Here is a 21,746-nt window from a genome sequence, read left to right as displayed (position 1 = left end):
TCAGGTCCACTCTTCGCCGTAATCGTGAAACAACTCGTCACCGGCCTTGATTTTCTTCAGCGCCACCACCGTCAAATCATCGTAATAGGCAACATTGGCGCGCTTGTTATGATTGATAAAACGTAAATCACACAACACCCGATAGCGCTCCTCGCCCTCATCATCCAGCCACAACACATAAGGGCCGCTGCCCTTGGCGCGCTTTACCTTGCACTGGCCCAATTCGGTATTGCGCGGGATATCCCGGCTGGCAAACAGACCTCGCCCGTGGACCTCGCTGTCCCGGACTTCAACCAGATCATCGCGTAAATAGTGTTCAGACATGTTTGCGCTTTACCTTGCAGTGATTGCCATGGCATCTTGCCAGAAAACCGATAATGCTGTTAACAGCCTGTTAAGGCACCTTAACGGCCCAAGCAAACGTTTTACCGGTCACTTGTTGCAACCTTGCGACAGCGCGTTCGAACGGGCATCACAGCCCAGCCTACAGGGACAATGTTGTGAACCTTTTGCACACAGGCAAAGATCTACTGCGGATGAATGAACTGGCGGCGATCCTGCTCAAGTACGGATTTGCCGACGTGATTCGGCGGCTGGGACTTTCCACCCCGGTCGAGCATGCGGGAAAACTGGTTCGCAGCAGCATGAAACCAGACATGTTGCGCATGGGCACCGCAGAACGCCTTCGCCATGCCATGGAGGAAATGGGCCCGACCTTCGTCAAGCTCGGCCAGGTGCTGGCAACCCGCGTGGACATGTTCCCCATGGACTGGATTGCCGAATTCGAAAAATTGCAGGATCAGGCCCAGGCAGTGCCGTTCGACACGCTCAAGGCAGACATTGAATTATCGCTGGGGAAACCTGTCGACAGCCTTTTTGCCCGCATAGATCCGGAGCCGATCGGCGTCGCTTCCATTGGCCAGGTGCATAGCGCACTGACTCGCCGTGGCCAGAAAGTCGTGCTGAAAGTTCAGAAACCGGGCATCCGTGACAAGATTGATTCGGACCTGCGCCTACTCGACCAATTGGCCAAACTGGCCGCCGACAATTCCGTTGAACTACGACGCTACCGGCCTGTAGAACTGGTGCGTGAATTCAAACGGTCGCTGACACGGGAACTCGATTTCACCATTGAAGGGCGTAACGCGGACCGTATCCGTAAAAACCTCCGGCAGTTTAAATGGCTGCAGATTCCCAAGGTGTATTGGGACCTCTCATCACCGACGGTTCAGGTACAGCAACATGTTGAAGGCATTCCGGCAAAAGCCGTGGAACGCCTGAATGAGGCCGGGCTGGACCGGGAATTAATCGCCCGCCGAGGCGCACTGGCCGCCTGGAAAATGGCCCTGGAAGACGGCTTTTTCCATGCCGACCCGCATCCCGGCAACTTCATCATCATGCCGGGAAACCGGATTGCCATGCTGGATTTCGGCATGGTTGGTAAACTCAGCCACAGCCGCCGCGAGCAGATTCTGCAGATTACCCGCGCGGTGGTGCTGCGTGAGGCCGAGCAATGCGCTGGCGTCTTGTCCGGCTGGTCCGACGGGCAACCCATCAAGTTCGACCAGCTGGTATCCGACGTGGAAGACGTAATCAGCCAGTACCACGGTGTATCAATTTCCCAGCTGGATATCAGTGCCCTGCTCAACGACATCACCGCCCTGGTGCGCAATCACAATCTGGTCTTGCCCAGTGACATTGCCCTGTTTATCAAGGCCATTATCACCCTGGAAGGCTTTGGCCGACTGCTGAACCCCCATTTTGACCTGATGAGTGAGGCCGAGCCGTTACTCAAACGCATGATTCGCACACGCTACTCACCGGTTCGCCTGGCAAAAAGCCTGAGTCTGCGAGCGCTCGACGTGGTCGACAAGGTCTATGCGCCGCCCCCCGTACCGGGCCAGGCCGCTCCCGGTGAGGCGGGCATTGATCCCCGTCACCTGGAGCGGCTGATTACGAGAATTGAACGTGGCCAGTACAGGCAGGTCCAAACCCTGCTGGTCACCGGTGGATTACTGGCCGGCGCCATCATGTTGAGCGGCCGGGTGCCCCCTGCCCCTTGGGGAATTTCGGTGTTTGGCTTTATTATCTTTCTTTCCAGTGCCGGCTGGGCTGGCTGGCTAATGTTCGTGTCCCGACGTTTCCTGCGGGAATGGGAGTAAAATAGACAATGACGTTGCGTAAATTTCTCACCCTTGGCGTGCTTGCTGGCAGCCTCGCCGCCTGTGCCACCTCTCCACTGGGTCGCCAGCAGTTTCTGTTGCTGCCCGCCGACCAGATGGATGAAATGGGTGTCACCGCCTATTCCCAGATGAAAGATGAAAAACCGCTGAGCAGCAGCCAGCAGCAGACGGCTTATGTCCGCTGTGTGACCACGGCGATCACTGTCACCCTGGATGGCTCCCAGCAATGGGAGGTCAACCTCTTCCAGGACGACAGCGCCAATGCGTTTGCCCTGCCAGGCGGTAAAATCGGAGTGAACACGGGCTTGCTGAAAGTGGCCAACAACCAGAGTCAGCTCGCCACAGTGATTGGCCATGAAATCGGCCATGTGCAGGCACAACACTCCAATGAGCGCATGTCACTTCAATACGCCACCCAAAGCGGCATGCAGGTACTTGGTGCACTTGCCGGGGAAGACAGCGCCACCAAACAAGGTGTATTGGCCGCACTGGGGCTTGGCGCCGAATATGGGCTGGCCCTGCCTTTCAGCCGCAAACATGAAGCCGAGGCCGATATCATAGGCCTGCAACTGATGGCACAGGCCGGCTTTGATCCGCGTCAAAGTGTATCCCTGTGGCAGAACATGAACGCGGCCAACGGTAACGAGCCGCCTGAATTCATGTCCACTCACCCGTCCAACAGTACCCGCATCAATGGGCTACAAGCACGCATCCCGGAAGTCATGCCGCTGTATAACCAGGCGAAAGCCGCGGGCCGAAACCCGCAGTGTGGGTAAAGAATAGCGGCGAGCTGCTAGCAACGAGTAAAAAACAAGATCCATAAAAGCAAAAAACGCAGCTCAAGGCTGCGTTTTTTGCTTTTTCTAGAAGCTAGATACTAGAAGCTCATAGCTGTTAGCTGTTAGCTGTAATAAGCGTTGTCGGTCACCGAGTGGTCGGTCTTGTCCCGCACACCGGCCAGCTCTGGAATCCGCTCCTGCAGGGTTTTCTCTACCCCGTCACGCAAGGTCACATCCACCACGGAACAGCCCTGGCAGCCGCCGCCGAATTCCAGCACGGCCACATTGTCCTCGGTCAGTTCCAGTAGCTGCACACTGCCGCCGTGGGCGGCCAGGTTCGGGTTGATCTCGGCGTACAGTACGTAGTTGATCTTTTCTTCGATGCTGGCATCTTCGCTGATATCCGGTACACGAGACTTGGGTGCACGGAAAGTCAGCTGGCCGCCCATGCTGTCTTTCTTGTAGTCGATAACCGCGTCTTCCAGATAGCGGACGCTCTTACCCTCGATCCAGGCGTGGAACCCTTCGTAGTCATAGCGAACATCGCTTTCTTCCTGTTCGCCCTCCGGGCAATAGGCCATACAGCATTCCGCGTGCGGGGTGCCTGGGCGCTCGACAAAGATACGCACACCAATCTCGGCCTGATCCTGCTTGCTCAGCAAGTCACGCAAGTAATCCTGGGCGGTTTCGGTAATGTCGATCAACTGCTCTGCCATCATGATTCCTGGTCGGGATGAATGAACCCATACGCAATAAAGGGCGTAAGAGGTAAAAGCGGCGACCTGCGCCAGCTTCATTTCCTGACTATTTTAGTCAGGTACTCAGCAGTTGCAATGGCGACACCGCACACACAATTCAAGTCTGCCTGCTTGATGCTGTCGTCAGGCAGCTGGCAGGAGTACAATATGCCCCCGGCGGCGCGTGCTTATCGTACGCCGCGAACATCCAACGTTTAGCCTTCAGCCAAAACACAGGATTACCCATGTCAGACCAACACCCCGCACAGGATCAGGCTCAGCAACCGGATAACGGCAAGCCCACTCTCTGGCAGACCATTCACAGCATTCTGGCCGGTTTGCTCGGTGTTCAAAGCAGCAAGAACCGGGAACGGGACTTTACCAAAGGCGATGCGGGCAACTTTATCGGCGTTTATGTCGTGCTTGTTGCGGCCCTGGTGATCGGTATGGTGGTGACCGTGAATCTGGTGCTGGATGCCGCGGCTAAATAGCTCTACGTAATAGAGATATGCCAAGATATTTCTTTTCACTATAAGGGCGCTTTGCTAGAGTGCCGCTCTGCTCCCTCTGGGAGCAACGCTTACCTATTGAATTTTAAGCATTTAAGGACGGTGATACAGTCCCATGTACGTCTATCAGGAATACGATCAACGGTTGCTGGAAGAGCGGGTGGCGCAGTATCGCGACCAGACCCGCCGTTTTCTCGCCAATGAGCTCAGCGAAGACGAGTTTCTTGCCCTTCGCCTGCAAAACGGCCTCTACATTCAGCGTTATGCGCCCATGCTGCGTATTTCCGTTCCTTATGGCCTGTTGGCGAGTCGTCAGCTGCGTCGTCTGGCGCATATCGTGCGGACCTATGACAAGGGTTTCTGTCATGTCAGCACCCGTCAGAACATTCAGCTGAACTGGCCTTCCGTTGAGGAAGTGCCGGACATTCTGGCGGAACTGGCCGACGTACAGATGCATGCCATTCAAACCAGTGGTAACTGCATCCGTAATATCACCACCGACGAATTTGCTGGCGTTAATCCCAAAGAGATTGAAGACCCACGCCCCTGGTGCGAAATCATCCGCCAGTGGTCCACCTTCAATCCGGAATTCGCCTACCTGCCGCGTAAATTCAAGATTGCCGTTAACGCCGTACCTGACGCCGACCCGGCCCTGATCGGTGTCCACGATATCGGTGTGCAGCTGGTACACGGTGCCAACGGCGAAACCGGCTTCCAGGTATGGGCTGGCGGCGGCCTAGGCCGCACCCCCATGACCGGTGCGGTCATCGGTGAATTTGTGCCGTGGCAGGACCTGCTCGCTTACCTGGAATCCATTCTCCGCGTCTACAACAAGTACGGTAACCGCGACAACAAGTACAAGGCGCGTATCAAGATTCTGGTGAAAGCCCTAGGCGCGGAGAAATACCGCGAACTGGTGGAGCAGGAATTCGCCGAGCTGAAAGGCGGCGAGATGACCCTGACCACCGAAGAAGTGGCACGCATCAAGGGATGCTTCACCGCCCCGGATTACCAAAGCGCCGATACGGCCGCGCTGGATGCCAAGCTGGCCGAAGACAAGGCCTTTAGCCGCTGGTTCCACACCAATACCCGTGCGCACAAACAGGCTGGCTACCGGGCCGTCACCCTGACGCTCAAGCGCACCGGTCGCGTACCGGGGGATATCAGTGACGAGCAACTGGAAGCCGTTGCCGACCTGGCGGACCAGTACAGCTTTGGCGAGCTTCGCAACAGCCACCAACAGAACATGGTGCTGTCTGACGTGGCCGCCAACGATCTGTATGACCTCTGGAAAGCACTGGATGCCCTGGGCTTTGCCACACCGAACCTGGGCCTGCTCACTGATATCGTAGCCTGCCCCGGCGGCGACCTGTGCGCGCTGGCAAACGCCAAATCTATCCCTATTGCCGAATCCATTCAGCGCCGCTTCGACGATATGGACTATGTCCACGATCTGGGCCCGTTGGACCTGAATATTTCCGGTTGCATGAATGCCTGTGGTCACCACCATATTGGCCACATCGGCATCCTCGGCGTGGACAAGAAAGGCAAGGAATTCTACCAAGTCACTCTGGGCGGCCGTGGCGACAAGCTGTCCCGTGTGGGCGAGAAAATGGGCCCGTCTTTCGAGTCTGAAGAAATCACCGATGTGGTAGAAAAAATCATCAAGTTCTATGTGGAAAAACGCCTCGAAAACGAGCCGTTTATCGACACCTACGAGCGTATTGGCATGGACCCGTTCAAGGAGCGCATCTATGGGTAAGGTAATCATTGATGGCGCCATCGTGGACAACCAGTGGCAACGCCTTGAAGGTGACACGCTGGAAGGCGAGCTGCCCACCGGCAACATCATTGTGCCGCTGGCCTACTGGCAGGCGAACCGTGATGCGCTGCTCAGTCGTGGCGATGTGGCCGTGTGGCTGGCGCCGGGCGAAGAACCGAAAGACCTGGAAGACGACCTGGGCGCCCTGCCCCTGGTCGCCATCCATTTTCCGGCGTTTAAAGACGGCCGTGGGTATTCCTATGCGCGAGAGCTTCGCACCCGTTACAACTTCAAGGGTGAAGTTCGCGCCACCGGCGACGTACTCCGCGACCAGCTCTTCTACATGACCCGCTGCGGCTTCAACGCGTTCGAAGTGCGCGAAGACCGCAGCATCGAAGAAGCACTGCAAGGTTTGAAAGATTTCAGCGTCACCTATCAGGGGGATGTCAACGAACCGCGCCCTCTGTATCGACGCGGTTAGATTTCAAACCGCTTCTGGCACCATGAAAACGCCGTTACCGCTTTAGCAGCCTGTTAGAGCCAGCGGCGTTTTCGCATCCACACCAGCACCCCGACACTGACAACCCCGATCCCCGCCATAAACCACCAGAAACCCGCAGGGTCTTCAACACCTGGAAGGCCTCCCACATTGATGCCGAACAGGCCAGTAAGAAAACCCAACGGCAGAAACAACGCGGAGATCATCGCCAGCAGATACATGCGATCGTTGATGGCTTCGTTCTGCACGGAGAAAACCTCTTCCTGCAGCAAGGTGGCATGCTCGCGGGCCGCATCCAGATCTTCCAGCAGACGCTGCAAGCGATCCCCGGCTTCGCGAAGCAGCAAGGCATCGCCACCGGTGAACATGGCTTCGTTCTGCAATTTGATCAGCGCTTCCCGTTGCGGCGCGAAGAAGCGTCGCAACGTGATAGAACGGCGACGAATCTGGCTGAGGCGCGGGGTCAGGCTAATGGTCGGGGCCTCCTCGATGGACAACGCACAGTCTTCCACCTCAGACTCCAGGTTTTCGATCACGTCTTCCATTCGCCAGATCAATTGATCAACCAGCCGGGTGACCAGCGCTGGAATAGCAACCACGCCCTCGCCGGCATCGAGCTCTTCCTGCACGGTCACCAGCGACAACAACGTGCGTTTCTGAGTGCTGATTACGCCTTGAGGCCCGACCCACAACCGCAGGGCAATCATGTCTTCAGGCCGCGCACCTGGATGCAAATTGACCCCGCGCAGATACACCAGCAAGCCACCCGCCACTTCTGTGGCACGAGGCCGCGTTTCCGAGGCAGTAAGTGCCGTAATAACCATTGGCGGAATGGACTGCTGTTCAAGCCACTGCTCGCTTTGCGGCTGCGTATAGTCCAGGTGAACCCAGTATGGCGATGTTTCGGATAACCGCGCCTGCGCATCGAAACCGGTAGCGCCACCCTGCCCATCCAGGGTCAGGGCTATTTTAAGCCAGTGAGATTCGTTCATAAGCGTCCTTTCCACTCGCCACTGCATAACATGTTGCCACGCTACACAGCATGCGTTAGCGGACAAAAGCGCACAAATAAAAAAAGCGCGGATAAACCGCGCTTTTACGTTCTGTCTGGCCTGCTCTAGCCAGTCGCTATTGCGGGAGTTTCACCACAACCCGACCACGGACGCCCCCGGCAAGAATGCGATCCACCCACTCGACCACACCACCAAGATCCGTTTCATCGGCTTCAAGAAGCGCCAGGTTCTTTGGCATCCACTCATCAGCCAACAGTTGCCACATTTGCTGTTTGATCTCACAGGGCAGCTCAACACTGTCTACACCCAGCAGATTGACACCGCGCAGAATAAACGGGAAAACCGTCATTTCCAGTTTTGGCGAACCTGCCAGCCCGCAGCAGGTAGCACTGCCACCGTACTTGAGCCCCTTGAGAGCAGCAGCGAGCATCTCACCACCGACGCAATCCACCGCACCGGCCCATTGTTCTTTGGCCATTGGCTTGGCCGCACTGTCCAGAAAAGCCTGGCGATCAATGATCCGCGCGGCACCCAGATCCGTGAGCCATGCGCTGGCATCCGCCTTACCACTGACAGCAACCACTTCAAATCCCAGCTTGGCCAGAATCGCCACGCAAACACTGCCCACGCCGCCAGTTGCTCCGGTTACCACTACCGGCCCCTGATCCGGATTAACGCCCGTATCAAGCAACGACTCAACGCTCAGTGCCGCCGTTAAGCCAGCGGTGCCCAAGAGCATGGCATCACGAGGCGCCAGGCCATCCGGTAGCGGCACCAACCATTCAGCAGGCACGCGGATATACTCTGCGTAGCCGCCATCAGTGTTCATACCCAGGTCATAACCCGTGCAAATCACCGCATCGCCCACACTAAAAGGACCATCGCTGGCCTCTTCCACCACGCCAACGGCATCAATGCCCGGGGTATGGGGAAATTGACGGGTGACACCCTTGTTGCCGGTGGCTGACAGCGCATCCTTGTAGTTCAGTGACGACCACTGCACCCGTACCAATACACCGCCTTCGCCCAATTCGCTCAGCTCGCGCTCTACCAGCGAATTGCTATAGCCGGTATCGGTCTCGCGGGTTTGTAATGCCTGAAAACTCATGGACTACTCCTCTGCGGTGTTGGGTAAAAACAAGGTTAGTGAATCTGGCGCTGACTACCTCGATGCCAGAACTTCTCCAGCACTCTATGTACAGTCGCCTCCAGGGAAAAGCCGAGCTTCTCTCCCAGCTTGCGTTTGGCTTCCCACTGTACTTGGTAGAGCGTTTGGCTGTCTTTGCGCAGTTGTAACAACTCATCACTGGTCATGATTTCATCAACCAGGCCCAGTTCCTTCGCCTGGGTGCCGAACCAGTGTTCGCCAGTAGCCACCTTGTCCAGATCAAGACCACGACGGTTGTCGCGGACAAATCCCTTGAACAACTGATGGGTATCTTCCAGCTCTTCCTGGAACTTGGCCCGGCCTTTTTCGGTATTTTCACCCAGCATGGTCATGGTGCGCTTGTATTCACCGGCGGTCATCAGCTCCACATCAATATCGTTTTTCTTGAGCAAACGATGGAAATTCGGGATCTGCGCGACCACACCAATAGAGCCGATAATCGCAAAAGGCGCCGCCACAATACGATCCGCAATGCAGGCCATCATGTAACCCCCGCTGGCGGCCACCTGATCCACAGCGATGGTCAGCTTGATCCCCTGATTACGTATTCGACGCAGCTGCGAGGATGCCAGCCCATAGCTGTGCACCAGACCACCGGGGCTTTCCAGCCGCACCAGCACTTCGTCATCCTGGCTGGCGACCTGCAAAACGGCGGTAATTTCACGGCGCAGGTGATCCACACCACTTGCCTGAACGTCGCCATCGAAATCGAGAACAAACAGACGCGGCAGGATCTTGTCCTCAGTGCCGGCTTTCTTCTTCTGTTTAGCCTCAAGCTTTTCCTGTTTGCGTTTGGCCTTGTCGGCCTTTTTACGCTGAGCCTCCGGAATGATTTCCGCTTCCAGGGACTCCTTCAGGTCATCGAACTCATCATTGAGATGGCGGACTTTCAATTCGCCATCTTGATCGCCCTTGCCGCGATTACGCGACGCTGCCGCCGCAATGCCGCCCAAAATAAACAAAATCGCCACTACAAGGGTGGCGACTTTGGCCAGAAACATGCCGTATTCCATTAAAAACGCGATCACAGTCTATCTACTCTCCAGGGGATCCGGCGCGCGGCGCCAGTAATTCACGGAAATCAAACTCCCGCTGATTCTACATAAGCCGGAGCCATTGGGGTAATCAGCGGGGGGATAAAGACGGGGCAAAGAGGGTTTGCCCCGGACAGGAAGGTGTGCCGCCAACCTGGCGGTCGGCCGCAGGAGAATCAGTCCCAACCAGAAATGGCTTGCTGGGCGCTGCCGTTCATGGGGCGCGCCACCAGCCCGGTAGGCCCCACATTGACCTCAAACAAGGCGCCATCCGCCATGGGCAGATAAGCCGCGCTACCGTAGCGGGCATCAATAATCAGGCTCCAGCCTTCTTTTGCCAACAACCACACATCCAGGCCAACCGGATCGCGATGCAGACTATAAACGGTACGCTCGAGGGAGCGCTCGTCTTCCAGGGCGTAATAACGCCCCTGGATACGGTCCAGTTGATAACCCGGTTTCAGGCCCAGCAGGCTGAACGGCATCTTCCACTTGATCACGCGAGCATCCAGTTGCCATTGATCCCCTTTCAACCGGAAGTCTTCCGCGCTGCCGTCTGTGCGGGTGACGGTAGCAATAAAGGACTGATCACCTGATTCGCGGAAGCTGACTGTGGCCACCGAGACTTCCTGGGCATATTCCTTGTAGCCGTAGAGGTTCAACGCAAAGACGCTCATATAGATGGCCAACACCACCAGCAACAGCCCGGCGGTGCCTTTCAGCCATTGCAGCACCCACTTCTGGCGCAGCAATACCCAGGCGCCCAGCAAAACGAACAGAAGACTGAAAGCGATAAGCACCAGGGGTGCCAAGGTGTAGTTCATGCTCAAATCCTTCTAGAAACGGGCTATCCATTGATCGATCAGCGAGCGGGCAATACTGCCCGGTGGCGGCACCATGGGAAGATCCTGATAATGGAACCAGGCGGCATCAACGATTTCATCGTCATCGATGCGAATCTCCCCGCCCGCGTATTCCGCCATGAAACCCAGCATCAGGGAATGCGGAAACGGCCACGACTGACTATTCAGATACTGTAAATTCTTCACTGATATGCCGCTTTCTTCCATGACCTCCCGTGCCAACGCCTGCTCCGCTGTCTCTCCCGCTTCCATAAATCCGGCCAGGCAGGAATAAAACCCCTCGGGGAAACGGGCAGACCGTCCCAGCAACGCATGCTCACCATCAGTGACCAGCGTAATGATGCAGGGAGTAATGCGTGGGTACTGGAAATAGCCGCAACCTGCACAGGTCATCGCCAGATCACGGGGGTGTGGCTCTGTGGGGGAGCCGCAGCGACTACAAAAACGGTGATTCTGCCGCCAGCTCAAAAACTGCAGGGCCCGGCTGGCCATGGAAAATTCGGCATCGCTGAACGTCGTGCCAATCAGGCGGCGCAGTGGTACGCGCTGTAACTGGCCGTCATCGAATTCATGGCGGGACAGCTCGCAGACATAACAGGGCTGGCCAGACAGAAAGCCCAGAAAATGGTAATCCGGGTGCTGACGCAGCCACTTGGCGGGCAGTTCCGGGAACTGCCAGTCCGCCTGGCTGGAAATCATTACATCCTGTTCATGGATGACATAGCAGCGCGCACTATCGGCGTCCTGGGGTTCCGGGCTGGAAAGATCAATCATGGCTGTCTCATGCGACGTTGTTCATGCGGCGAAAACTCAGGCGACTTTTGACACCGGAAAGCCTAATGCATTCATGCTTTCCTCAGCCACCTCCAGCACGCCGTCACCAATGGGTTTCTGCTCTTCCATGCTTTCCAGGTAGTAATCCACTCCGGTCAGGGCATCCGCAAGGGTTTCCATGTTTTCCCGGGTAGGCACCTGATCACCGCCAAGCAACCGGTTGCTGATGTATTTGTGGCAGGCCTCGGTAACCGCTTTGGCCCGATCCAGTTCCAGGAACATCAAGCCGCCCGCAATCGAGGCGAACGTGCCCGGCAGATTGGACAGATGCATGGCATCCCAGTTGTTATCCATGAACGAGGAAATAGACCGTTTGGCCAACGCCAGCCCGGCGCGGCACTCACCCACCACCGTCATGCGGGCGTCATCCAGTTGGTAGAGGGAAATATTGGTATTATTGGCCGTACGGTGGACATCGTCCTCCGGGCTGATGCTGCGTTCCAGGCCCGCCACCACGTTTTCCACGATCAGAAGATCATCGACCAGACCATGGAACGCCTCGCCTTCCACATTCTGATCTGGCGCCCATTGGGACACTTCCCTGGCCCGCAGTTTGATCGCCCGCGATTCGTCGTCCTTGTTGATCATGTCCAAGGTGCTACCCAGACGATTCAGGCTGGCGGCGACCGACTGATAATTGGTGTCGGCAACGCCCTGGGAAGCCAAATCCAGGCTTTCCTTCAAATCCGCAATTTCATCGCGCATGGCGCTGGCCACAGAGCGGATCACCGAGCCACTGGCGCCCGTCATCAATGCCAGCTCGCGCTGTAATACGGTATCGCTGACTTCGGACTTCAGACCAAACGCCTGCTTCACATCACCAATGGTTCCGCTGTCTTCAGCGGATAACGAGACGATAAACAGACTCTCCTTGATCAGCAGCAGCGGCGCCTCTTCCGTCACCGCCTGATCACCATCGTAGACCAGCTTCTTGAGCTGGCGATCGTATTGGGACAACAAGGCCTTGCGGGCCGGGGTGATCGCCATCTGGTCGCAATACATAGCCGTCAAAACCGCCTGGGCCACCCACAGAAAGCGGCTCAAGCCACATTGACCTGCGGCACGGTCCAGACGCACCAGCGCCCGGGCCATCAACTTGAGATTGGTGGCATTGCCCTGCCCACGAAGCACACCCAGCAGGCCAACCTGATACATATGCCGCAGACGACGGGACAGATCCGACAGTTCGCTGACGGACATCTCACGTTGAGGCGCTTCAGGCGAGCGCTGGCGGGACAGATCGGCACTGAAGAAATGGCTTTCCTGAATCAGGCCCTTACCACCGGAGCGACGCAACTCATTGATACCACCGATCAACAAGGCAGGCAGTGTTCGGTTCTTCAGCTGCACATAATCGAAATAGCGGGTCAGCAGGACAATCGCATTGCTCAGCGCCTGGATGCGGGCGTCAGACACTTTGTCCTGTAGCTCCCGCGCGGCCAGCGCCATCTCTTCACTCATTAAGGCTGCCGCAGGCAGCTCAACCACCTGGCAGATACCGCGAAGCTGCTGAAAGGCTTGCGCACAATGCTGCAGCTCATCCTGACGGCTACGGTCGTCCGAGAACGCTTCAAGCTGGTTTTCGGCTTCCGTCAGGGTGGTATCTATCGCTTCCTTGAGAAAAGTCAGGGAGGTGGTATTTGTTATGGCAACCATGGACTCTCCGCAAGCACCAAACTGTTATTATCATCGGGTTCGTTCCGTTAGGCGCGCAACCCCCCGGATACACCCACAATCGTCATAATAGGATTGTAAAACAAGGCGCATCAACTTTTGCACGTCATCAAAGACTGCGTCAACTTTCATTTGTAAGCAACTGATTTATTGATGATTTGTTAACCTGCCCACACTCCTCCCCATGGCCAGAGACCATTGCCCGTTACGTGTGCATATCAGCTACGTCAATCCCTCCATTGATCTAGGACAAATTGCCGCCCCTTTGCACTGTACTGGGGCATGGCAAGTCCTTATCATTGCCGCGCCCGTGTTAGGCGTGCTTCATCCGCCCGGGGCGACCTTTCCCATTTGCCGTTCAGCAGGAACCCGTCATGTCAGCCACGCTAGGCCGCGCCTTTGTTCAGAATTTCCTGGGGCAGGCCCCCGCCTGGTATAAGTACACCATCGTTGCCTTCCTGCTGATCAACCCCCTGGTGGCTCTGGCCCTGGGGCCGGTCACGGCAGGCTGGCTGCTGCTGGCCGAGTTCATTTTCACCCTGGCCATGGCGCTCAAGTGCTATCCCCTGCAACCCGGCGGCCTGCTGGCCATTGAAGCCGTCATGATCGGCCTCACATCCGCGGATACCGTGCTGCACAAGGTGGTCGGTAATATCGAAGTGATGTTGCTGTTGATCTTCATGGTTGCCGGGATTTTCTTCCTTAAAGACCTGCTGCTTTTCATGTTCACCCGCCTGCTGCTGGGCGTGAAGTCCAAGGTCACCCTGAGCCTGCTATTCTGTGCCGCCGCCGCCATACTCTCAGCCTTCCTTGACGCGCTGACCGTAACCGCCGTGGTTATCGCTGTGTGCACCGGCTTTTACGGCATCTACCACAAGGTGGCCTCCGGCAAGACGTTCCAGCAAAAACATGACCATGGCGACGACACGGCCGTGGAGGAATTGCACCGCGAAGACCTCCGTCGCTTCCGCTCATTTCTGCGTAGCCTGTTAATGCATGCAGCGGTAGGCACCGCACTGGGCGGCGTTTGTACCCTGGTGGGAGAACCCCAGAACCTGCTGATTGCCAACAAGGCCGGCTGGGAATTCGGTGAGTTCTTCCTGCGCATGGCTCCCATCACCCTGCCAGTGCTGGCGATGGGCCTGCTGACCTGTATTTTTCTGGAAATCAGCGGCAGCTTTGGTTACGGCGAAGACATCCCCGAAAAAGTCCGCGGCATCATGCGTCAGTACGCCCTGGAGCAAGACCGTAAACGCACCCCGCAAAACCGGGCCGCACTGGTCATTCAAGCCATTACCGCCGTGTGGCTGGTGGTCGCCCTGGCCACCCATGCAGCTTCTGTGGGGCTGGTCGGGCTCACCGTTATCATTCTGGCCACCTCCTTCACCGGGATCATTGAAGAACACCGCCTGGGGGCAGCCTTCGAAGAAGCCCTGCCTTTCACCGCCTTGCTCACGGTGTTCTTCGCCGTGGTGGCGGTCATTGCCGACCAACAGCTATTCGCGCCGGTTATTGAATATGTGCTGACCCTGGACAAACACGTTCAAGGCCCCGCCTTCTACATGGCCAATGGTGTACTGTCGGCAGTCTCTGACAACGTCTTTGTGGCCACGGTGTATGTGGATGAAGTCGGGCAGGCCCTGCTCAAGAACGAAATTGACCGGGATACGTTCGATCTGCTGGCCGTCGCCATCAACACCGGTACCAATATCCCGTCGGTGGCGACCCCTAACGGTCAGGCAGCCTTCCTGTTCCTGCTGACATCAGCACTGGCGCCATTGGTGCGGTTATCCTATGGGCGCATGGTGGTCATGGCTTTGCCGTACACTATTGTGATGTCTATTACCGGCCTGATCATGACGGCCACCGCGCTAGAACCTGCCACTAACTACATGTACGAGAATGGCTGGATTCAGCACCACCAGGTTGGCGACCTGCAGGAAACACCGGTCATCCCGGGGCACTGATTTGCCCCGGCTTGCCGGTGTAAAGAGGATGTTGCGGCGAAAGGCGACAACAGGCCGGAAGGTGCCGCGCTAGCGGCATGGCCTGTTCAGGCGATGCTGTTGTTGTAACTGCTCCTGCTACTGCAGTGGCGTGTCATCCTCTGTCAGGCCTTGCCACACCGTAGGCTCGCCATTCTTGCCCGCAATCGCGGTCAACTTGTCGTTGTGGCGCTGTATCTCACTTTCACTGGGACGAACGACGGCAAGCGTCGGGCGGTCTGCACTCAAACGTCTGATCGCTTCTGCAGTGGCATCACCTCCCTGTTCGCTGCCGTCGTTCCCGCCCAGAGACAGGCGGGTCTGCCCGCCGGTCATAGCCAGATAAACGTCCGCCAGAATTTCAGCATCCAGCAAGGCGCCGTGCAGTTCACGGTGGCCGTTTTCCACGAAATAACGGCGGCACAACGCATCCAGGTTATTTTTCTGTCCCGGATGCTTCTGGCGAGCCATCACCAGAGTATCCAGCACACCACAACGCTGTTCGATGGTCCCGTACCGGGCGCCAAGCCGGCGCAGCTCATGGTTGAGGAAGCCCACGTCAAAGGGCGCGTTATGGATGACCAGCTCCGCCCCGTCGACAAAAGCCAGAAATTCATCCACCACCTTGTCGAAGGTGGGCTTGTCCGCCAGAAACTCGGTGCTGATGCCATGGACCGCCAGCGCGCCTGCATCGATTTCCCGTTCAGGATTCAGGTACAGGTGCAGGTTATTGCCGGTCAGGCGGCGATTTTCCATCTCCACGCAACCAATTTCGATCACCCGGTGCCCGTCATTGGGCTCCAGGCCGGTAGTTTCCGTATCCAGTACAACCTGACGCATTAGCCTGCTCGCCCCTGCTGTTTCATTTCATCAATACCCCGGTTAGCCAGCGCATCGGCCCGCTCATTGCCCGGGTGGCCACTATGGCCCTTGACCCACTGCCAGTCGATTTCGTGGCGCTGCACCGCTGCATCAAGGCGCTGCCACAGATCCACATTCTTGACCGGCTGCTTCGAGGCCGTTTTCCAGCCACGCTTTTTCCAGTTCGCCATCCACTGGGTGATGCCGTCCATGACGTATTTGGAATCCGTCGTCAGTACCACCTGACAGGGAGCATTGAGGGTCTCCAGGGCCACGATGGCGGCCATCAGTTCCATGCGGTTGTTGGTGGTCTCAGGCTCGCCACCAAATAATTCCTTCTCCTTGTCACCGTAAAGGAGAATGGCGCCCCAGCCACCCGGGCCGGGATTACCGCGGCACGCGCCGTCGGTATAGATAATCACGTTCTTCAAAGACTCAGGACTCCCTGTTCTGCTGGCCCCAGCGGGCCACCGGTACCGGCACCACGGTATTGCGTGGCACCTTGCGTTGTCGTGTGGCCAACGGACGCACCACACCGGCGCGTTTTCTTGCGACCAGCAGGTATGTATTGCCGTGACGCGGCCAGAGGAAGCGGCCCAGCCAGTCCAGTAAGCGCACCCGGCTGCGGCCACGATCGGACAGCGGCATAGTATAGAAGCCACTGGCCATGCCATCGACCTCAAATCCGAGAACCTGCAACCAGTCGGTCAACCGGTTGGGCCGATAATAACGCCCCATCCAGCCCGGAGACTTCCACCAGAGTAGCCACCGGGCCAGCCCCATCACACTGACGGGATGAAACCCGATGATCGCCATCTTGCCGCCCGGCGCCATGCAGCGCGACGCTTCACGCAGTGCCTGGTGAGGGTCCGCGGCAAAATCCATGGTGTGATGCAGCAACAACACATCCACGCTGCTTTTCGCGATCGGCAACAGATCCAGCCGCGACTGCAATTTCACCCCGGTAAAACCGGGCGGGGCGATGCTGGTTTGCCAGCGCAGCGGCGATTCCGACAGGAAATCACGGCCGCCACCGGCATAAATCGCCACCGCGCGCTGGCCCGCCTGGCTGCGCAGCCACTCGGTCAGCATGGCTTTTTCTTCGCTCAGCAAGGCCTGTCCCGGCTCACTGTCGAGCCATTCATCAAACCCCCTTCCCAATTCACCGGAGGAGGCATTGAACGAGATACGGTTGAGTGGAGGTAGCTGCATAGCGGACAATCTCTTGATCCATGAATGCGTGAGCCGGATGATGAAGCACTGAAACAGGTGCCAACTGACCTGCTTACAGACAGGAGCGTACCACGACATGACAGCCAGCCCTATCGCTATCCCCGCCTTCAATGACAACTATATCTGGGCATTTCATCAACAGGATCAATGTGTTGTCGTCGACCCCGGCGACGCCGCACCGGTGGAGCGCTACCTCAGCGAAAACGGTCTGTCCCTCTCCGCCCTGCTGATCACTCACCACCACCCGGACCATGTGGGCGGTATCGCAGCATTGATCAGGGACCGGGATATTCCCGTGTATGGCCCGGCGGCGGAATCCATTCCGGCCATGAGCCACCCGCTGCGCGACGGCGATACCGTCACCCCCGCCGGTACCGCCCTGTCGTTCTCCGTTATGGCCGTTCCAGGCCACACCCTGGGCCATATTGCCTTTATCAACGCGGCGCAGGGCTGGCTATTCTGCGGCGACACCCTCTTTGCCGGCGGTTGTGGCCGTCTGTTCGAAGGTACGCCGGAGCAAATGCTCCATTCCCTTCGGCGTCTGGCCGCCCTCCCTGATACCACCCAGGTGTTCTGTGCCCACGAATACACCCAGGCCAACCTGACCTTCGCGGCCGCCGTCACCCCGGAAGACCCCGCCGTACAGGCGCGCTTGCAGGCCGTCATCGATTTACGCCAAAAAGGTAAAATCACGCTGCCTTCCACCCTCGCGGAAGAAAAAGCAACCAACCCTTTTTTACGCAGTGATGACAAAGACTTGAAGGATTCCTGTCAGCGTCACGAGCCAGGATGCGGCGATTCAGATATGCAGTGTTTTGCGGCCTTGCGTCGCTGGAAGGACAACTTTTAGCGCCTCGTCCTTGCCGTGCCGCCTATCCGTCGCCAGAATGCATGAAATTTTTAGCGTTACTCCATGATTATGAAAAAAATTATTCCTTTAGCCTTTTTTCTCGGGCTGGGGGTTCTTGGTGGTTGTGCAACCAATAAGACCCTTGAAGACCTCCCCCCCATGCCGGCAGCAGAGCCTTCCGTGGATGACGTCAACCTGGCCAACGGCATGGACGAACCCGACCCGGTAGAGGATGCCAAAAAGCAGACGACTGACAACGATGATCTGTGGATACGTCTGCGCGCTGGTTACGGGCTGGATCTGACCATTGAAAACGACCGGATCCGCGTGCAGCGCGACTGGTACGCACGCCATCCGCAGTATTTCACCCGCGTCACCACCCGCTCCGAGCGTTACCTGCATTACATCATCGAACAGGCGGAAGCCCGCGACATGCCGTTGGAGCTGGCGCTGCTGCCCATCGTCGAGAGTGCGTTTGACCCCTTCGCCTATTCCCACGGCCGCGCCGCCGGGCCCTGGCAGTTCATTCCTTCCACCGGTGATTATTTCGGCATGCAGCGCACCTGGTGGGAAGACCAGCGCCGCGACATTCTCAAGTCCACCAACGCCGCCCTGGATTACCTGCAGAAACTGTCCAACCGTTTTGATGGCGACTGGCTGTTGGCCCTGGCCTCCTATAACGCCGGTGGCGGCACCGTGTCCCGCGCCATCCGCCGTAACGAAGAAGCCGGTAAACCCACCGATTTCTGGAACCTGAACCTGCCCCGCGAAACCACCGCCTACGTGCCCAAGCTGCTCGCCATCGCACAGATTGTGGCGGACCCGCAGGCCTACGATGTGACCCTTCATCCCATCGCCAATGAACCCTACTTCGCCACCGTGAACACCGGCGGACAGATCGACCTGGCTCAAGCGGCGCGTCTGGCAGACATCTCCGTGGAAGAGCTCTACCTGCTCAACCCATCCTACAACCGCTGGGCAACGTCACCGGATGGCCCTTTCCGGCTGCTGGTACCCGTCGACCGGGCCGAACGGTTCCAGGCCAAGCTCGCCGACTTGCCCAAGGATCAGCGCATGCAATGGGCGCGTTACGAGATTAGCCCCGGTGATAACCTCGGCGCCATCGCCCGAGAGTACCGCACAACACCGCAGGTGCTGCGCAGCATCAATCACCTCAAGAACAACACCATCATCGCTGGCCGCACCCTGCTGATTCCGGGCCCATCCTCGTCCAGCGATGACTACAGCCTCAGCGCGGAATCACGGCTTGCCAAAAAGCAGTCGAAACAACCCAAAGGGCGCCACCGCGTCAACTACACGGTGCAGTCCGGCGATACACTGTGGGAAATCGCGCGCCGCCATAAGGTCGGTGTACCGGAGCTGGCAAAGTGGAATGGCATGGCCCCCAAGGACAGCCTGCGTGTGGGCCAGAGCCTGGCGGTCTGGACCAAAGGCAGCCTTGCGGCCAGCCCGGCCAATGTGCCTGCCGCCAGCAATCCCAATATGGTGCGCAAAGTCCGCTATGCGGTTCGCAACGGTGATTCCTTGTATGCCATTGCCGACCGCTTTAATGTATCGGTCAACGACATAAAAAGCTGGAACAACAGTGTAGCCAGCAATCGATACCTACAACCCGGGCAACGGCTGACACTCTACGTTGATATTCGCCAAACGCACTAGCAGGCTGTTGAAAAGCCCTTTACATGCTCAGTTTTCCAGGCTGGCTCGCAATCTAGGCGCGATTTTGAAGGTGTATGTCTATCCATCGAAAAAGCGCAACAACGAGTGCGAGCCAGCCTGGAAGACCCGGAGGGCGCGGCCTGAAGGGCCCATCTGCTGCGCTTTATCGCTAAGAAAGGGAGCCACCCTGCCCGTCGCGATAAAACACAACAGCTGCACCCTTCAGGCCACGCTGAGTACGCAAGGGGCTTTTCAGCAGCCTGCCAAACGCACTTTTGCCCTGCTGGGCCTGTTGCTCGGCGTGGTCTGCCACGCCGAGCCCACTCGCAGCCACGGTTACCATCCGTTCGGCAGCCTCAACTACCCCGCCGATTTCCAGCATCTCGATTACGTCAACCCGGATGCCCCCAAAGGCGGCACCCTGCGCTTATTCGGCCAGGGCACCTTCGACAGCCTGAATCCCTATATTCTTAAAGGTCGCAGCCCTGCTGACACGCCCGGCATTCAGATGTACGGGGTCACGGAAATCGCCGACAGCCTGCTAATGGGAAGCCAGCCACACAACCCGCTTGGCGATGAGGCTGGCACCGCCTACGGGCTGATTGCCGACTGGCTGGAATACCCCGAAGATCGCAGCTGGTGCACCTTCCATATTCGTGACGAAGCACAGTTCCACGACGGCCACCCGATTCGCGCCGACGATGTGGTCTTTTCGGTAAATACCCTGCGCGAAAAAGGCCACCCGGAGTTCACCCTGCGCCTGGCCGATATCGCCAGCGTGGAAGCCATTGACCCGCAAACGGTGAAATTCACTTTCCACCGGGGCCGCCGGGACCTGCCCCTGATGGCCGGCGCCATCCCGATTCTGCCCCGCCATTACTGGCAGAAACATGACTTTGAAAGCGCCTCTCTCACCCCTCCGCTTTCCAGTGGCCCCTATCAGGTCACCCAGGTGGACGCCGGGCGTAAAGTGACGTTTAGCCGGGTAAAGGATTACTGGGCAAAAGACCTGCCGGTAAACCGGGGCCGTTATAATTTCGACACGGTGGAATTCGAGTTCTACCGCGATGCGGATGTGGGTTTCGAAGCCTTCAAGGCCGGCGGCTACGATTTACACTACGATTACAGCTCCAAACACTGGGCCACCGCCTACGCGTTCTCCGCCCTGGAAGACGGCAAGGTAAAACGCGCCGAGGTGCCCCATCAGATTCCACGGCCGGTGCAAGCCTTCTTCTTCAATACCCGCCGCGCCCCGTTCAATGACATCAATGTCCGCCGCGCCGCCAGCTTGTTGTTCGATTTCGAGTGGTCCAACAAGAACCTGTTCAGCGGCGCCTACAAACGCACACAAAGCTGGTTCCCGAACAGCGATTACCGGGCAACCACACCGGCCCCGGAGGCTGAAAAAGCCTTGTTAACGCCATTTCTGGATCAGCTGCCGACCGGTTATTTCAGCGCCGACATCAACTCGCCGGTGAACGATGGCAGCGGACAGATACGCCACCGCATGCGCGAAGCCCTGGCACTGCTGAAAAAAAGTGGCTGGCGGCTCGAGGGTCAGACCCTGGTCAATGCACAAGGCCAACCGCTGCAGTTCACGGTTTTGAATTACCACAACCCGGGCATTTACCGCATTCTTGCGCCCTGGTTTCGCAATCTGAAGCGCCTGGGCATCGATGCCCAATACCGGGAAATTGACCCGGCAGCCTACAAGCAACGGCTGGATAGCTTCGATTACGATGTGGTGCTGTTTGTGTTACCGATTCAGGCCTACCCGGGCCCTGAACTGAAAGACTATTTTCTTTCCGACAGCACCAAGGTGATAGGCAGTCGCAACCTGGCAGGTATTCGCAATCCAGTGGTGGATTTTCTGGTCGATCACGCGCTCAGCACCGATAACGAAGCTGACTACCGGCTGAGCCTGCAAGCGCTGGACCGCATGTTGCGCTACCAGCAATACGGAGTCCTGAACTACTATATCAGCACGCACCGCATTGCCTGGTGGGACAAGTTTGCCCGCCCACCGGAACCAATCCCGTACGGACTGGGTCTGGACACTTGGTGGGTTAAAAAATAACAAGG

General features: G+C 57.6%; 20 protein-coding genes. 9 read left to right on the top strand and 11 right to left on the bottom strand.

Going from position 1 to position 21,746, the window contains the following annotated elements; genetic code table 11:
• Complete coding sequence (locus tag F1529_RS12925) at positions 1-324, bottom strand: SET domain-containing protein (RefSeq protein WP_155135275.1); 324 nt, start codon at positions 322-324, stop codon at positions 1-3.
• Between the two features lie 212 nt (positions 325-536).
• Between F1529_RS12925 and F1529_RS12920 the strand changes: the two genes are divergently transcribed.
• Positions 537-2,162 (top strand): AarF/UbiB family protein, encoded by a 1,626-nt coding sequence (locus F1529_RS12920; RefSeq protein ID WP_155135273.1) that lies wholly within the window; start codon positions 537-539, stop codon positions 2,160-2,162.
• Between the two features lie 8 nt (positions 2,163-2,170).
• Positions 2,171-2,959, top strand: a complete 789-nt coding sequence (locus tag F1529_RS12915) for a M48 family metallopeptidase (RefSeq protein ID WP_155135271.1) — start codon at positions 2,171-2,173, stop codon at positions 2,957-2,959.
• A gap of 125 nt (positions 2,960-3,084) precedes the next feature.
• On the opposite strand, the gene nfuA is transcribed toward F1529_RS12915, so the two are convergent.
• Positions 3,085-3,681 carry a Fe-S biogenesis protein NfuA gene (gene nfuA, locus F1529_RS12910; protein WP_007151259.1) on the bottom strand — a complete coding sequence of 199 codons (597 nt, stop codon included), beginning with the start codon at positions 3,679-3,681 and terminating at the stop codon, positions 3,085-3,087.
• Positions 3,682-3,944: 263 nt separating this feature from the next.
• Between nfuA and F1529_RS12905 the strand changes: the two genes are divergently transcribed.
• From F1529_RS12905 to F1529_RS12895, 3 genes are all read left to right on the top strand, one after another.
• A complete protein-coding gene (locus F1529_RS12905) occupies positions 3,945-4,190 on the top strand; it encodes a DUF2970 domain-containing protein (protein ID WP_007150013.1) in 246 nt (81 codons plus the stop codon).
• Positions 4,191-4,323: 133 nt separating this feature from the next.
• On the top strand, positions 4,324-5,970 hold the full coding sequence (locus F1529_RS12900; RefSeq protein ID WP_155135269.1) for a nitrite/sulfite reductase: 1,647 nt from the start codon (positions 4,324-4,326) through the stop codon (positions 5,968-5,970).
• Positions 5,963-6,451, top strand: coding sequence for a DUF934 domain-containing protein (locus F1529_RS12895; protein ID WP_155135267.1), 489 nt, complete (start codon positions 5,963-5,965; stop codon positions 6,449-6,451). The genes F1529_RS12900 and F1529_RS12895 overlap by 8 nt, the downstream gene beginning before the upstream one ends.
• Before the next feature lie 53 nt (positions 6,452-6,504).
• Here F1529_RS12895 and F1529_RS12890 read toward each other — a convergent pair whose 3' ends face one another.
• The 6 genes from F1529_RS12890 to F1529_RS12865 form a co-directional block, all read right to left on the bottom strand.
• The gene (locus F1529_RS12890; protein ID WP_007150402.1) at positions 6,505-7,461 is read right to left on the bottom strand and encodes a zinc transporter ZntB; all 957 of its coding nucleotides are present in this window, start codon (positions 7,459-7,461) and stop codon (positions 6,505-6,507) included.
• A 136-nt stretch (positions 7,462-7,597) separates the two neighbouring features.
• Positions 7,598-8,590 (bottom strand): YhdH/YhfP family quinone oxidoreductase, encoded by a 993-nt coding sequence (locus F1529_RS12885; RefSeq protein WP_007148742.1) that lies wholly within the window; start codon positions 8,588-8,590, stop codon positions 7,598-7,600.
• Between the two features lie 35 nt (positions 8,591-8,625).
• Positions 8,626-9,678 (bottom strand): protease SohB, encoded by a 1,053-nt coding sequence (gene sohB, locus F1529_RS12880; RefSeq protein ID WP_156790316.1) that lies wholly within the window; start codon positions 9,676-9,678, stop codon positions 8,626-8,628.
• 182 nt (positions 9,679-9,860) lie between these two features.
• Entirely contained in the window at positions 9,861-10,508 is a 648-nt protein-coding gene (locus F1529_RS12875) for a hypothetical protein (RefSeq protein ID WP_155135265.1), read from the bottom strand.
• Positions 10,509-10,520: 12 nt separating this feature from the next.
• A complete protein-coding gene (gene nudC, locus F1529_RS12870) occupies positions 10,521-11,321 on the bottom strand; it encodes an NAD(+) diphosphatase (protein ID WP_007151048.1) in 801 nt (266 codons plus the stop codon).
• A 36-nt stretch (positions 11,322-11,357) separates the two neighbouring features.
• Positions 11,358-13,037 carry a hypothetical protein gene (locus F1529_RS12865; protein WP_155135263.1) on the bottom strand — a complete coding sequence of 560 codons (1,680 nt, stop codon included), beginning with the start codon at positions 13,035-13,037 and terminating at the stop codon, positions 11,358-11,360.
• A 392-nt stretch (positions 13,038-13,429) separates the two neighbouring features.
• Between F1529_RS12865 and nhaB the strand changes: the two genes are divergently transcribed.
• Complete coding sequence (nhaB, locus tag F1529_RS12860; protein ID WP_155135261.1) at positions 13,430-15,022, top strand: sodium/proton antiporter NhaB; 1,593 nt, start codon at positions 13,430-13,432, stop codon at positions 15,020-15,022.
• 117 nt (positions 15,023-15,139) lie between these two features.
• Here nhaB and dnaQ read toward each other — a convergent pair whose 3' ends face one another.
• Genes dnaQ through F1529_RS12845 form a run of 3 tightly spaced genes read right to left on the bottom strand, consistent with a single transcriptional unit; the run spans position 15,140 to position 17,113 of the window.
• On the bottom strand, positions 15,140-15,880 hold the full coding sequence (gene dnaQ, locus F1529_RS12855; protein ID WP_155135259.1) for a DNA polymerase III subunit epsilon: 741 nt from the start codon (positions 15,878-15,880) through the stop codon (positions 15,140-15,142).
• Positions 15,880-16,332: a ribonuclease HI gene (gene rnhA, locus F1529_RS12850; RefSeq protein WP_007148484.1), complete on the bottom strand. Its 453-nt coding sequence runs from the start codon at positions 16,330-16,332 to the stop codon at positions 15,880-15,882. The genes dnaQ and rnhA overlap by 1 nt, the downstream gene beginning before the upstream one ends.
• A gap of 4 nt (positions 16,333-16,336) precedes the next feature.
• Complete coding sequence (locus tag F1529_RS12845; RefSeq protein WP_007150104.1) at positions 16,337-17,113, bottom strand: class I SAM-dependent methyltransferase; 777 nt, start codon at positions 17,111-17,113, stop codon at positions 16,337-16,339.
• A gap of 97 nt (positions 17,114-17,210) precedes the next feature.
• On the opposite strand from F1529_RS12845, the gene gloB reads away from it, so the two are divergent.
• The 3 genes from gloB (at position 17,211) to F1529_RS12830 (ending at position 21,741) form a co-directional block, all read left to right on the top strand.
• Complete coding sequence (gene gloB, locus F1529_RS12840) at positions 17,211-17,984, top strand: hydroxyacylglutathione hydrolase (protein ID WP_155135257.1); 774 nt, start codon at positions 17,211-17,213, stop codon at positions 17,982-17,984.
• Positions 17,985-18,143: 159 nt separating this feature from the next.
• Positions 18,144-19,664 (top strand): LysM peptidoglycan-binding domain-containing protein, encoded by a 1,521-nt coding sequence (locus F1529_RS12835; protein ID WP_230457790.1) that lies wholly within the window; start codon positions 18,144-18,146, stop codon positions 19,662-19,664.
• Positions 19,665-19,734: 70 nt separating this feature from the next.
• Positions 19,735-21,741, top strand: a complete 2,007-nt coding sequence (locus tag F1529_RS12830) for an extracellular solute-binding protein (protein ID WP_370457072.1) — start codon at positions 19,735-19,737, stop codon at positions 21,739-21,741.
• Positions 21,742-21,746: the final 5 nt, after the last annotated feature.

The sequence above is a fragment of the Alcanivorax sp. VBW004 genome, from assembly GCF_009718865.1.
Lineage (GTDB): Bacteria > Pseudomonadota > Gammaproteobacteria > Pseudomonadales > Alcanivoracaceae > Alcanivorax.
The sequence above is the reverse complement of the archived record's forward strand: the minus strand, read 5'-3'. Positions and strand labels throughout refer to the sequence as shown.

What these genes read in the sequence shown, in the direction of transcription:
- F1529_RS12925 (WP_155135275.1), bottom strand. Translation starts at nt 324, where the DNA reads ATGTCTGAACACTATTTACGCGATGATCTGGTTGAAGTCCGGGACAGC.
- F1529_RS12920 (WP_155135273.1), top strand. Translation starts at nt 537, where the DNA reads ATGAATGAACTGGCGGCGATCCTGCTCAAGTACGGATTTGCCGACGTG.
- F1529_RS12915 (WP_155135271.1), top strand. Translation starts at nt 2,171, where the DNA reads ATGACGTTGCGTAAATTTCTCACCCTTGGCGTGCTTGCTGGCAGCCTC.
- nfuA (WP_007151259.1), bottom strand. Translation starts at nt 3,681, where the DNA reads ATGATGGCAGAGCAGTTGATCGACATTACCGAAACCGCCCAGGATTAC.
- F1529_RS12905 (WP_007150013.1), top strand. Translation starts at nt 3,945, where the DNA reads ATGTCAGACCAACACCCCGCACAGGATCAGGCTCAGCAACCGGATAAC.
- F1529_RS12900 (WP_155135269.1), top strand. Translation starts at nt 4,324, where the DNA reads ATGTACGTCTATCAGGAATACGATCAACGGTTGCTGGAAGAGCGGGTG.
- F1529_RS12895 (WP_155135267.1), top strand. Translation starts at nt 5,963, where the DNA reads ATGGGTAAGGTAATCATTGATGGCGCCATCGTGGACAACCAGTGGCAA.
- F1529_RS12890 (WP_007150402.1), bottom strand. Translation starts at nt 7,461, where the DNA reads ATGAACGAATCTCACTGGCTTAAAATAGCCCTGACCCTGGATGGGCAG.
- F1529_RS12885 (WP_007148742.1), bottom strand. Translation starts at nt 8,590, where the DNA reads ATGAGTTTTCAGGCATTACAAACCCGCGAGACCGATACCGGCTATAGC.
- F1529_RS12875 (WP_155135265.1), bottom strand. Translation starts at nt 10,508, where the DNA reads ATGAACTACACCTTGGCACCCCTGGTGCTTATCGCTTTCAGTCTTCTG.
- nudC (WP_007151048.1), bottom strand. Translation starts at nt 11,321, where the DNA reads ATGATTGATCTTTCCAGCCCGGAACCCCAGGACGCCGATAGTGCGCGC.
- F1529_RS12865 (WP_155135263.1), bottom strand. Translation starts at nt 13,037, where the DNA reads ATGGTTGCCATAACAAATACCACCTCCCTGACTTTTCTCAAGGAAGCG.
- nhaB (WP_155135261.1), top strand. Translation starts at nt 13,430, where the DNA reads ATGTCAGCCACGCTAGGCCGCGCCTTTGTTCAGAATTTCCTGGGGCAG.
- dnaQ (WP_155135259.1), bottom strand. Translation starts at nt 15,880, where the DNA reads ATGCGTCAGGTTGTACTGGATACGGAAACTACCGGCCTGGAGCCCAAT.
- F1529_RS12845 (WP_007150104.1), bottom strand. Translation starts at nt 17,113, where the DNA reads ATGCAGCTACCTCCACTCAACCGTATCTCGTTCAATGCCTCCTCCGGT.
- gloB (WP_155135257.1), top strand. Translation starts at nt 17,211, where the DNA reads ATGACAGCCAGCCCTATCGCTATCCCCGCCTTCAATGACAACTATATC.
- F1529_RS12835 (WP_230457790.1), top strand. Translation starts at nt 18,144, where the DNA reads ATGCCGGCAGCAGAGCCTTCCGTGGATGACGTCAACCTGGCCAACGGC.